Genomic DNA, 12,293 nt, shown 5'->3' with positions numbered 1-12,293 from the left:
GCCTGGGAAAGAACGAGTTAAAGTCATCTGTATGGACTTAAGTAGTACCTATCGGTCTATTGTAAAAAAATACTTTCCTAATGCAATGATAGTTGCCGATAGATTCCATGTGATTCGTTTAATTCAACATCAATGTATGATGACTTACCGAGAACTCTCCAGTGAAATAAAAAGCAATAGAGGTATCTTAGCCTTATTGAGAACCAGGCCTGATAACCTGAGTGAAGAAAAGAGGGCTAAAAGAGACGCTTTTTTAATTCAAAATCCGGCTATCGATGCAATCTATCGATTCCAACAACAACTTCATTCTCTTTTAATGAAAAGAGCTTTAACTCAAAAGGCATGTCGTAAAGTAATACCTACCTTCTTAGACATGCTTACTGAATTAAAACAAAGTGCTTTTAAAGCCTTAGCTTCACTGGGTAAGACACTGGGAGCTTGGAAAGATGAAGTCGCCAGAATGTGGCGGTTTAGTAAATCAAATGGAATCACAGAAGGGTTTCATCGCAAAATGAAACTCATTCAGCGAAGAGCTTATGGGTTTAGAAATTTTGAAAATTATAGAGTGCGTGTTAAGGTGCTCTGCGGGTGATTAATAGCTGCCCCCTTAAATGGGAAAGAGCCGAATTACGAAGGATTACGAGCGTTTGAGAAGTCATTTGAATATTTGGAATGGCTCCCCGGGACGGGCTCGAACCGCCGACCTAATGATTAACAGTCAATTTTTATTTAGTATCATTCCATATCAAAGAAATTCAAATTCATTTATAAACCTTGCTGAATATGGGTTGCTAGATTAATTGATATTTCATAGGCTATCATTTATTATCACATGTATACATAAAAATTGGTACCAAAATAGGTACCAAGAATAACTGGTACTGATATGAAATTTATCGATAGCTTTATCAAAAATTTAAAATCCGAAAAAAGCTGGTATGAGAAAATAGAATCAAGTGGCTTGGGTGTACGCGTTATGCCCAGCGGAAGTAAATCGTGGATCTACCGGTTTACTTTGAATGGTAAAAGGCAAAAAATGACTTTGGGGAAATATCCTGCCGTGACTCTGAAGCAAGCAAGAGAATTACTCTTAAATGCACAGAGCCTTAAAGAAGAGGGAATTAATCCAATTGAACATCACAAACAGACAAAATCCAAGGATGTCTACACCGTAGAAAAGTTATTCAATACATGGTACGAGCGTTATGTAGAAAAACATCATAAAAAACCATTACAGATAAGAAAACAAATCGATAGGGATATTATTCCCTTACTTGGTGATATGGAACTAAATGCCATCCAGCCAATGGATATTACCAGGGCATTGGATGCCATTGTTTCCCGAGGTGCGCCGGTGCATGCAAACAGGGTACTGAGTTCATTAAAACAAGCCTTTAACTATGCGGTAAGTCGTGGCGCTATGTTGATGAACCCTGCCAATAATATCCGTGCACGTGATATCGGTGGACTTGAAAAGCCAAGAGAGCGCAATTTAAAGTTGGAAGAAATTAAGGCAATCTGGGAATTCCTCGGTAGTGAGGACTGTCATATGTCGTTGCAAACCAGAGCCGCTATTAAAATCATTATTCTTACTGGTGTTAGAACCGCCGAAATACGTCTGGCAACCTGGGATGAATTTGATTTTGATAATGCTCAGTGGACGATACCGCCAGAAAATACCAAAGGGGGTATTCTGGTTAAAATTCATCTGGCGGCACCGGTTTTAGCCATTCTTAAACAATTGAAAGAAGCCAGTACTACTCAATATGTATTGCCTGGTATGATTGCCGATAAACCATTGGATGAAAATGCCCTGCCTCGTGCAATACGCCGTATTCATGACCGAGTTGGCATTCCAGCTTGGACAGCGCATGATCTGCGCCGAACGTTTGCTACTCAACTTGGTGAAACGCTACAAATTGATCCAGTGGTGATTGAAAAGTGCCTTGGTCATAAAATGCCGAGGATTATGGCTACATACAATAAAAATGAAATGCTGCCCCAGCGAAAAGAAGCCCTTGAAAAATGGGCTGAGTGTATCCAGAATCTGGTGCAAGAATTAATACTAACAGAATGAGTTAACTTTTATGAGCAATTTAATTCCAACCAATGTTGAGCTTTTGACATCAATACGAACCATCCTCAGCGAGGCAAGAACCCATTTGCAAAATACGGTAAACACCACCATGGTGCAAACCTATTGGCATATTGGTCGAGTCATTGTTGAACATGAACAACATGGGGAAAAAAGGGCTGATTATGGCTTGCAGCTATTAAAAGAACTGTCGCGACAGTTAAAATCAGAATTTGGCAAAGGGTTTGATGAACGTAATTTACGAAACATGCGGGCTTTTTATATGGCCTACCCAAAATGGAACGCAGTGCGTACCGAATTAAGCTGGACACATTACCGGACTTTGCTAAGGATTGAAAACCCGTCTGCACGCGACTGGTATCTAAAAGAATGTATCGAGCAAAACTGGAGCACCAGAGCACTAGAAAGGCAAATCAGCACATTATACTATGAGCGTTTATTATCCAGCAAAGACAAGCAATCGGTTCTGGATGAAGCAGAAGCAAAGACTCAACCGTTGCAAACAAATCCGAAAGAGTACCTTCGAGATCCCTATGTTCTTGACTTCTTAAACCTGCCTTATAGCTCAATACTGGAAACCAATATTGAACAGGCACTTATGAATAATTTACAGCAATTTTTACTTGAGCTGGGCAAAGGCTTTGCTTTCGTTGCCAGACAGCAACGGATCAGTACAAAAGATGAAGACTTTTACATTGATCTGGTGTTTTATAATTTTAAGCTTAAGTGCTTTTTGCTCATTGATTTGAAATTAGGCAAGCTAACTCATCAGGATGTTGGGCAAATGGATACCTATGTGCGCATTTACGATGAGCAAAGAAAGACCTCAGATGACAATCCCACTATTGGACTAATACTCTGCAGCCAGAAAAGTGAAGCTGTTGCCAAGTACTCTGTGCTTTCAGAGAGCAAACAATTATTTGCCTCAAAATATTTGCCTTATTTACCAAGTGAAGAAGAATTACGAAAAGAGCTTGAGCGAGAGCGTGCTTTGTTAAATCAATTACCAGATGCTCAACAGAAATAATATTTACATGGCAAATCTAAGCAATTCAAACAAGGAAATTATCATGGTTAGTAATCCAGCAATTTTTGAACAATATAAAATTCGTCGTATATATGATGAAGAAAATGAAGTTTGGTATTTTTCTGTTATTGATATTATTCAGGCATTGATTGATCAGCCAGAGTACCAATTAGCCAGAAAATATTGGAATAAGCTCAAAGAACGTTTACGTAAAGAGGGAAATGAGTCGGTGACAAATTGTCACCGACTGAAATTAGAAGCAGCTGATGGCAAGAAATACCTCACTGACGTGGCTTCCGCCGAAGTGATTTTACGTCTTGTTCAATCAGTACCCAGCCCAAAAGCCGAGCCTATCAAATTATGGCTCGCAAAAGTAGGTTATGAACGAATGCAAGAAATGGCTGATCCATCCCGCTCACTTGATAGAGCGAGGGAAACTTGGCAAAAGCATGGCTACAGCGAAAAATGGATTCAGCAACGCATGATGGGGCAGGAGACTCGCAATAAACTCACTGATTATTGGAAAGAGCATGGTATTGAAGAGTCGAAAGAATTTGCTATTTTAACCAATATCATTCATCAAGAATGGGCAGATATTAGCGTTAAAGATCACAAAAAAGCAAAGGGCCTCAAATCACAAAACCTGCGCGATCATATGAGTGAAGCCGAACTTATTTTCACAGCTTTGGCAGAACTATCCACCCGACAAATTGCTGAAACAACCAATGCTACGGGGATGAAGGAAAACAAAAAAGCCAGCAAACAAGGCGGTGGTATTGCCAAGAAGGCTCGCAAGGAGTTAGAAGAAAAAACAGGACAAAAGGTTGTGACTTCAGATAATTTCCTTAAGCCTAAAAAATCGTTGTCCAAGGACGAGAAGTAACCCATTTAAAATGACAGTCTATGGGTTATAACGATTCGGCATAAAAAAGCAGGTAATCTACCTGCTTCATTACGTTATTAATTAACCAATTTGCTGTTTTATCTTTTGGTTAATCCAATGATTAACGGTTTCAACATGCCAGGCAAGTGTTGTGCCGTTCAGTTTTATTGGCTCAGGGAACTTGCCACTGGTCCACCACCGTCTTAACGTCAGCCGGTTTCGCCCAATCAATTTTTCCAGATCAGTGATGAATAAAATTTGTTGCGGTATTTTATTTTGATTTGTGTGCATGATGAATTCTCCATTTCTTATTGCCTGGCATTTTTATAGTGAGCTTTCCACTGGTCCTTCAGCTCCATGTCGATAATGGTTGTGAACAACTTCAGAAGATTGATCTCTACATTTGAGTTGTTGGGCAAACAACCCCGCTCATAAATGGCCTGTAAATGTTGCGCTGAAGAATTGGATAAATTTGCAATTCGTTGTAATGGGTAAGCGGTAGAATCAAGCAGATACTGAATAATACCCTTGTAAATGCTTATTTTTTGATCGATATACATGCATCATACTCCTGTAAAACAAGTGTTAAGCCCTGTTCGTCTTTATTTTAATTACAAACAATCTCATGTAGCGAAATCAATATTAAAACGATAATAAAAATAATATCAATAGTGTTTTGTAAGAAATTTATATTAATGTAAGATATGATATTGAATGATATCAATTTATATGTTACATTTTTTGAAATTAATCAATCTAGGATAACATCATGTCAAAGGGACCTTATCAAGCGTTCGCTAATAGGCTGATTCAAACCTTGAAAGACAAGGGGCATACCGCTTCACGATCTCCGAAAGGCATTTGTATTCGAACGCTGGCTGAATTTACCGGTGCATCTGAGCAGATCTGCCGGCGTTACATCAGAGGGGATGCGCTTCCTGATTTTGACAAAGTGAGCAAAATTGCAAATCAACTTGAGATAAAACCAGGCTGGCTGCTGTTTGGGGATGAAGAAACACCCGCATCTAAAGAAACAGTTCTCGATGATACCCTTTTGCATTACTTGTTAAAACAAAGTCATCGGCTGTACCAGAATACGCCTGTCAGTGATAACGATTACGCCGATTTTGTATTAGGACTGATCAAGGAGGTGCGTTCTATAGACACTCCGAAAGAAAATTTAATAAAAATTATTGATCTGGCCATTGGTTCGATTTCATCCTATGAGAAAAATCGCCATCGGCATGATCAATTTGTTTGAGATGTTACGGCAAATGGATGTAGCAGTTGTAGAAGTCATTCTTCACCCCAAAGCAAAGAATTATTTGTTTGAGCATTTTCAAACACTGCGTCAGATATTTTCCGATGTGCTTGGTCAGGTTGAAACCGATTACCTGTCCATCGCCCTAATTAACGAAGCAAATCAGATATTCTTTTTGTCTTCACACCCGTCTATTGAACAAAATCTGATTGAACATAACCTTTGGATTCATGACGGTAGCTTTCAACCTGCATTTATCTATCAGGATGAACCTCGCTTATGGGCTGATCTCTATCATCCTGAACATGCACAAGAGCTTTACTGTTACAAACAGGCTGATCAGCGACTGGCAAGTGGGTTTTCCATGCCCACTGATTATGCTGGATATCGTGTTGTATTTTCCTTTGGCTTCAGGTCAGCGGATATAACCATAGAGCAACAAGCGCCTATTCAGCTCAAGAAATTTATGGCCATGGGTAATTTTTGCTTGCGAAAAATAATAGAGTCCATTCCTATGCTGGATAAAACCAAGTTTTCAAACTCAAAGCCACATTTACGATTAATTACTAACAATAAGGTGCCTTATGAAAACACTACTGGATAAAGACGATCCCATATTACGGCAAACAGCAGATCCTGTCGCAGAGACAGAATTTGGCAGCAATTGGCTAAGAGAATTGGTTAAGAACTTATTTTCAATTATGGCAGACAAAGGGGCGGTGGGTGTCGCGGCACCCCAAGTTGGGATCAGCAAACGAGTTATTGTTTTTGGTACTGCATACACCAAACGTCGTAAGCCAGAGCATCCTGTTCCGGATACAGCACTGATTAATCCAGCATTCAAGATTCTGTCTGATGAAATTCAAACGGGTTATGAAGGCTGCCTGAACTGCGGTGAGTTAATGGGTGAAGTGCCCAGGGCAATGGAGATAGAATATACCGGCTTTGACGTGGATGGAAATCAGGTAAGTAAAAAAGCCTCCGGATTGGAAGCAAGAATCCTTCAGCATGAAATTGATCATCTCAATGGGTTTTTATTTTTTGATCATGTGGAAGATAAAGACAGTTTAACGACCATGACTGAATTACAAAAAAAGGTATAGACATGATGAAACATCAAACTCGAATCCTTTTGGCGGGTACTTTGGGTAATCTGATTGAATCCTTTGACATGGCTATTTGTGGCTTGTTGTCAGTTTACTTGGCCAAATATCTAATGGGCAATGCGGCCATTGGATTAGTATTGGTGTTTCTAACTTTTTTTGCCGGCTACTTGGCTAGACCGATTGGAGCCATGGTGATGGGGTTGTTGTCTGACATGTATGGCCGGAAAATTATTCTGGCAGCTTCCATCCTGACCATGGGCATCTCAACCACTTTAATTGGCTTCATACCTCCCAGCAGCACCATCGGTATCGCATCCGTATGCCTGTTGTTCATTCTCAGAATTATCCAAAGTTTCTCCTGTGGTGCTGAATATCTTAACTCCTCTGCTTATTTGGTTGAGAATGCTGAAGACAGCAATAAAGGTTATTCTGGCAGTTGGGCATCCTTTGGTGCGATGTCTGGATTGATGATTGCTTCAGTTGTTGCGCTGACAGTATCTTGTTTTGTCAAAAAATATCCAGATATGGAGTGGTTCATATGGCGCATCCCTTTTGTATTAGCCTTGCTCGGCTCATCGATTGGTCTTTACATAAGGTTGTGTATCCCTGAAAGCATGGAATACATCATGTATTACGCTGAAAGGCCAAAGCCACGCTTTAGAAATTTATTTGGTGAATCTGTTTCCTACATAAAAAACAACCGACTCCAAGCTTTATATGTTTTCTTCTTAAGTTGCCTTGGCGTTACTACCACCTTTCAAATTTACATCTACGGCCCCATGCAAGCACATCTTTCTGGCAATTTCGCCGACCAGGATATTATGATTTCTAATATCATTTCGTTAGTTGTGTTGCTGTGTGTCTTTCCAATAATTGGGCGATTATCGGATAAAATTAATCGGGAAAAAATTGTCATTGCAGCAAGCTTGGGTTTTCTAGTGCTGTCCCAACCATTTTTCTATTTATTATCTAATGGGGAATTACATCAATTGATCTTAAGCCAGGCTTTAATTGCTATTCCCGCAGGAGCTTATTATGCAACCGTACCAGTGATGCTGGCAGAGATGTTTCCCATTAACTTGCGTTGTACTGTTTTATCGGTACTTTATTCCATTGCAGCGAGTTTATCGGCAGGTCTTGCTCCCTTGATTTCATTGATACTGGTTAAAAAAACAGAGCTCGCATCTTCGCCGTCCATTTTAGTATTTGTTCTTGCAGCTGCGACATTTATAACAATGGGATTGAAACACGCTAAACGAAATACCAGGTATCAACGTGAGGCTTTAAATACTCGTTCAGTTTGAACAAGTATTTTTAAACGCGATTAAAGAGTGAGATAGGAACATAGCAAATTATGATAAAAATGCATGAAAATGAGTTTGAAATAGATGAGCCGCTGGTTCGCAAACTGATTGAAGAACTAGTCGCTTTAAACGAGAATTGGGCCAGCATACGAGTATCTCAAGCTTGCAATCATAGAGTAGTTGGAGTTGTTTTATCGTTTTTTTCAGAATACTATAGAATGGTTTGAAAATAATGCGACTGTATTCCTTAGCTATGTGGCCGTTTAATCACCAGTGACTCAATAAGATGATTCATTTTAACCATGCTGAAATTGTTTTTAATAAATTGCGTTGTTTCTTCAAGGTCTATCGTTTCATTATCTATATTTTGTAACTTATTTATAATTAACTCAGCAAGTTGGTTATCATCATTTGGCTTAAATGTGGAACCAATTTGTATTTTTTCGATGAGCTTTTTTGCTTCACCTGCTACACCACATAGAACAAGCTTGCCACATGCTAAATAATCAAATAATTTTGTAGGTAATGCACCTTCAAATAATGGAATATCAAGAAGTGTTACAAGACATAAATCTGCAGCATTAATAAAGAGTCTGGCTTGCTCTTTTGGTACGGCCCTATGTAAAATAAAATTGGTTAATTTCATATCCGCGGCCATTTTTTTGATTTCATTAAATTTCATGCCACCGCCCACCAACATAAAAACGATATTGCTATTATGTTGCAGACGCTTTGCTGCTCTTAAAATTACAGAAATATTATTTGCTTCTCCTAATGCTCCAAAATATAAAATAATTTTCTTATCTTCAAGATGATAGCGTTTACGTATAACCATCCCCGCTTCTGGATCTGGATATAATTTTGTGGTGTCCACTCCACAGCGAACCAAAACCACCTTTTTTTCTGTCCATCCTCGGTCACATATATTTTTACGAATGCCTTCAGTTAGGGTAATGATTATATGCGCTTGACTATATAGAATTTTTTCCATCCAGGTCATGATATTAATTAATGGTTTGCTTTTTAGTATCCCCATTTGTATAGCAGACTCAGGCCAGAGATCGCGTACTTCCATAATAAAAGGAATTCGGCGTATTTTGCATATGAGCCATGTTGAAAAAATTGGAAAGATTGGCGGACTGGACCCAATAATTAGATCCGGCTTTTTTGTAAATAACAAAGCAATGGGGCATGATATGGAAAATGATATGAAACTCAGAAGACGCCCCAAATAACTTCTATGTAATTCCGAATAGGTAAATGTACGGCATACCTTTACTTTGCCTATTTGTTCTTTTCTTATGATTCTTCGATACCAAGGCTTGGTTGGTGTATCACGGTTCATATATCCGGTTTCACCAGCTACAACAGTCAGATTATGACCATTTTCTGCTAAATGCTGAGTCCAATCATAAATAAGTGAATGACCTGGGGCATTTGTCGCTTGATAATATTGATAGACTACCGTGATTTTCATTCAATGACACCCTTGAATATCCGTAATAATTTTCTCTCCTCATTGACCCAGGAAAAATCTGATTGAGCTTTAAGAGTATTTTGCTTCCATATTTCTAACCGCTCTTGATTAGAAAAGAACTCATCAATCAATTGAGCCAATCGATCCACATTAGACATATCACCAGTTAATCCAAGCTGATTTTTAAGTACGATATCATTGATTTCAGGCAAATTACTTCCAAGTATAGGGATGCCCGCAGCGATAAATTCAAACAATTTATTAGGCGTGCAATAATAATTATTTAAACATATTGCTTGATACGGGATAATGCCCGCATTAGCAGACTGGGTATAAGCCAGTAATTCCTTCTGCGCTACACCCGGATGAAAATAAATTCGATTTTTTATCTTGAGTTTTTGAACCATTCGCTCTAATGCGTTTTTAAATCGACCATCTCCCAAAATCACTAGCACAACCATTTCATTTTTTATATATTTTACCGAACGCACTAATGTATCTAAATGTCTACCTTGAGATAGACCTCCTTGAAACAACAAAATTTTTTTATCTCGAGGTATTTCAAGTGTTTGATGAAGTAATTTATGACGCAAAGGCTTCGTATACTGGGTTACAGAGTTGTAAATTACTTGAACAGTGTCTAATGCATAACGACGCTTTAGCTCTGAAGCAATAGATGGGTTGACTGTTATGACAGCACTGCATTCAGGAATAAATTTTTTTTCAATTACCTGCCATCGTTTTTTTTCATGCTTTGAAAATTCTTGCTCACAATATAATTCATGGCTATCATAAACTAGTTTGGCACTACATTGTCGTGCATGCATTACCGCAGCGGGTAGAGTAGGTAAATCAATGGCCATAACAACGGTTGGTTTGTATTGTTTTAATTGATTGGCAAATAGGCTACTATACAATTTTTCTGGATTGGCAAAACAACTCCATGCCAACTGCCTTAAAAAATTCATTAAACGACTGTTTATTGATATATAACGTCGTATTTTTTTGTAAAAAAAGAATAAAGAAAAACCACTCAAACCAAGAGACGGCTTTTCTATGTTAATGCGTACAATACGGGGATCATCATCCTGCACCTGATCATCTCGTGGCATAGCCAGTATAGTAACCTGCCATCCACTGTGGGTTAGGCTATCTGCCTGCTGTAATGTTCTTCTATCAATTTGACGATCGGTTGTCAGCATTAATACAGATGGGCATATTTCAGACATAGCAGGTATACTCTCCATCAATATATATTCTGTGCCATAACTCCAAGCACAGCAATCCCCAAACATTTCTGCCAAATTCCTGTTCCTGTTGAATGGCTGATTCAATGTGCTCCATATTATAAATGCCTCGTTCGCGTGCCCGGCTCGACAATAAGGTATCGTGAACAAAATCCTTCGCAGAACCATTAACCCATTGAGCTAATGGGGTAGGAAATCCCATTTTGTCTTTTCTTGCCATAATTGGAGTTGGCACGGTATTGCATACGGCCTCCTTAAAAAGGTGCTTCAGGCGACCGCCTGAAAACTTAATATTTGGCGGGATACGAGCCATAAATTCGATAATGCGATGATCTAATAATGGAACACGTGATTCAATAGAAGCCGCCATACTGGTTCTATCTTCTACATGCAACAGAGCAGGAAGGGATGCTTTTAAATCAAAATAAGTCATTTGGTTAATCAATGAATGCAAGTCTTCCCGATTAAACACAGACTGAAACGATGTAAAAGAAGAGTAATCATTATGTATCCAATCGGCTGAGATCACTGACTTCATTTGTGCGCTGCGATCAATCAGATTAAAGTATCGCTTATCTGCGGAATCAAATAAGCCTTGGCTCCAAAATTGTTTCATCATGGGGCGATAAGTGTGTAATAAGGGTAAATTGGGTACTAAAGACTCCAGAGATACAGCATATTGTGATTGATGTGTGGTTTGATCAATCGCGCCTAGCAACGCTTTTTCAAGGTAAGCCACCATGTATCGGGCATAACCAATAAAAATTTCATCACCACCTTGCCCTCCCAAGACAACTTTCACTTGCTCTGAGGCTTTTTGCGATACATAGTATTGGGGTATTAAACTAGGACCTGCAACAGGCTCGTCCATCAGATACATCAACCGGGGTAGAATAGTAGAAAACTCTTGTTCAGGGATGTATATTTCATTGTATTGCGTGTTCGCAGCTTCCGCTACAATTCGTGCATAAGGTGTTTCATCAAATTGTGAACCATTATTAAAAGCACCTGTAAATGTTTTTAACTGTTCACCAGTTAGTAATTTTGCGGCATGCGAAGCCACAACACTTGAATCCAGGCCCCCAGAAAGATGAGCGCCCAAGGGCACATCAGAGCGCAGATGCATGTTAATCGAATCTTCAATCAGTGCTCCTAAATTATCGACAAACCAAGCTTCATCATGTGCTGAATCAATACCATAAGTAACATCCCAATATTGCCTTACTTTCAATGCTAATCGTTCCTGATTAAAATGAACCGTTAAACAATGACCTGGCTCTAGTTTAACAATATCCTTAAATAGGGTTTTTTCTCCGAGACAAAATTGAAAGGTTAAATAATCTTGTAAGCCTTGTAGATTTGATTGGGCTTGAATTGACCCTTCGGCTAAAATAGCCTTTATTTCTGAGGCAAAAATAAATTGGTGATCATTGAAAAAATAATAAAAGGGTTTAATACCAATCCGATCCCTTCCACAAAATAATTTGTGATTCTTCTTATCCCAAATCGCAAAAGCAAACATACCGATTAGATGATCAACACAGTCTTCACCCCATTGCCGGTAAGCATAGAGTAAAACTTCTGTGTCTGAATAGGAATGAATTGGGTGACCATATTGTATGAGTTGACGACGTAACTCCAAGTAGTTATAAATTGCTCCGTTAAAAACAATGGTTAAAAGACCATCTTCTGTGAACATTGGTTGTTTTCCGTGCTCAGGGTCAATAATCGCCAAACGGCGATGGCCAAAGCTAACAGGGAAATCGGGATCTAAAAAAATACCTTGATCATTGGGCCCACGGTGAAGTAATGTGGATTGCATGTTTTGTATTTTTTTGTTTAGTTCATTTCTGCCAATTTTTAAACTCATAATTCCGGCTATACCACACATTC

Annotated in this window: 14 protein-coding genes; 9 read left to right on the top strand and 5 right to left on the bottom strand. The window is 38.9% G+C overall.

What is annotated here, in order from left to right; genetic code table 11:
- The 4 genes from E1O52_RS05635 to E1O52_RS05615 form a co-directional block, all read left to right on the top strand.
- The coding region (locus E1O52_RS05635) for a transposase (protein WP_165474719.1) at positions 1 to 592 on the top strand (592 nt) is incomplete at its 5' end.
- 294 nt (positions 593 to 886) lie between these two features.
- Positions 887 to 2,077, top strand: a complete 1,191-nt coding sequence (locus tag E1O52_RS05625) for a tyrosine-type recombinase/integrase (protein WP_133127719.1) — start codon at positions 887 to 889, stop codon at positions 2,075 to 2,077.
- Positions 2,078 to 2,087: 10 nt separating this feature from the next.
- Positions 2,088 to 3,122 carry a PDDEXK nuclease domain-containing protein gene (locus tag E1O52_RS05620; RefSeq protein WP_133127718.1) on the top strand — a complete coding sequence of 345 codons (1,035 nt, stop codon included), beginning with the start codon at positions 2,088 to 2,090 and terminating at the stop codon, positions 3,120 to 3,122.
- A gap of 43 nt (positions 3,123 to 3,165) precedes the next feature.
- On the top strand, positions 3,166 to 4,005 hold the full coding sequence (locus E1O52_RS05615) for a BRO-N domain-containing protein (protein ID WP_133127740.1): 840 nt from the start codon (positions 3,166 to 3,168) through the stop codon (positions 4,003 to 4,005).
- Positions 4,006 to 4,086: 81 nt separating this feature from the next.
- Here the strand turns inward: E1O52_RS05615 and E1O52_RS05610 are convergent, their stop codons facing one another.
- Both E1O52_RS05610 and E1O52_RS05605 read right to left on the bottom strand, forming a co-directional pair.
- A complete protein-coding gene (locus tag E1O52_RS05610; protein WP_133127717.1) occupies positions 4,087 to 4,296 on the bottom strand; it encodes a helix-turn-helix transcriptional regulator in 210 nt (69 codons plus the stop codon).
- Positions 4,297 to 4,313: 17 nt separating this feature from the next.
- Complete coding sequence (locus E1O52_RS05605; RefSeq protein WP_133127716.1) at positions 4,314 to 4,565, bottom strand: hypothetical protein; 252 nt, start codon at positions 4,563 to 4,565, stop codon at positions 4,314 to 4,316.
- Positions 4,566 to 4,774: 209 nt separating this feature from the next.
- Here E1O52_RS05605 and E1O52_RS05600 point away from each other — a divergent pair, with 209 nt between their 5' ends.
- Genes E1O52_RS05600 through E1O52_RS13155 form a run of 5 tightly spaced genes read left to right on the top strand, consistent with a single transcriptional unit; the run spans position 4,775 to position 7,903 of the window.
- On the top strand, positions 4,775 to 5,266 hold the full coding sequence (locus E1O52_RS05600) for a helix-turn-helix domain-containing protein (protein WP_133127715.1): 492 nt from the start codon (positions 4,775 to 4,777) through the stop codon (positions 5,264 to 5,266).
- Positions 5,229 to 5,870, top strand: a complete 642-nt coding sequence (locus tag E1O52_RS05595) for a flagellar biosynthesis protein FlgJ (protein ID WP_242602170.1) — start codon at positions 5,229 to 5,231, stop codon at positions 5,868 to 5,870. The genes E1O52_RS05600 and E1O52_RS05595 overlap by 38 nt, the downstream gene beginning before the upstream one ends.
- On the top strand, positions 5,851 to 6,369 hold the full coding sequence (gene def / locus E1O52_RS05590) for a peptide deformylase (protein ID WP_133127713.1): 519 nt from the start codon (positions 5,851 to 5,853) through the stop codon (positions 6,367 to 6,369). Before E1O52_RS05595 ends, def begins: the two co-directional genes overlap by 20 nt.
- Positions 6,370 to 6,374: 5 nt before the next feature.
- Entirely contained in the window at positions 6,375 to 7,676 is a 1,302-nt protein-coding gene (locus E1O52_RS05585) for an MFS transporter (protein ID WP_133127739.1), read from the top strand.
- Between the two features lie 50 nt (positions 7,677 to 7,726).
- The gene (locus tag E1O52_RS13155) at positions 7,727 to 7,903 is read left to right on the top strand and encodes a hypothetical protein (RefSeq protein WP_165474718.1); all 177 of its coding nucleotides are present in this window, start codon (positions 7,727 to 7,729) and stop codon (positions 7,901 to 7,903) included.
- Between the two features lie 20 nt (positions 7,904 to 7,923).
- Here E1O52_RS13155 and E1O52_RS05580 read toward each other — a convergent pair whose 3' ends face one another.
- Genes E1O52_RS05580 through asnB form a run of 3 tightly spaced genes read right to left on the bottom strand, consistent with a single transcriptional unit; the run spans position 7,924 to position 12,291 of the window.
- A complete protein-coding gene (locus E1O52_RS05580) occupies positions 7,924 to 9,153 on the bottom strand; it encodes a glycosyltransferase family 4 protein (protein ID WP_133127712.1) in 1,230 nt (409 codons plus the stop codon).
- On the bottom strand, positions 9,150 to 10,382 hold the full coding sequence (locus tag E1O52_RS05575; RefSeq protein WP_165474717.1) for a glycosyltransferase: 1,233 nt from the start codon (positions 10,380 to 10,382) through the stop codon (positions 9,150 to 9,152). The genes E1O52_RS05580 and E1O52_RS05575 overlap by 4 nt, the downstream gene beginning before the upstream one ends.
- Positions 10,375 to 12,291 (bottom strand): asparagine synthase (glutamine-hydrolyzing), encoded by a 1,917-nt coding sequence (asnB, locus tag E1O52_RS05570; protein WP_133127710.1) that lies wholly within the window; start codon positions 12,289 to 12,291, stop codon positions 10,375 to 10,377. The genes E1O52_RS05575 and asnB overlap by 8 nt, the downstream gene beginning before the upstream one ends.
- Between the last annotated feature and the right edge of the window lie 2 nt (positions 12,292 to 12,293).

Origin of the sequence: Legionella nagasakiensis (assembly GCF_900639915.1) — a bacterium.
GTDB lineage: Bacteria > Pseudomonadota > Gammaproteobacteria > Legionellales > Legionellaceae > Legionella_A > Legionella_A nagasakiensis.
The sequence above is the reverse complement of the archived record's forward strand: the minus strand, read 5'-3'. Positions and strand labels throughout refer to the sequence as shown.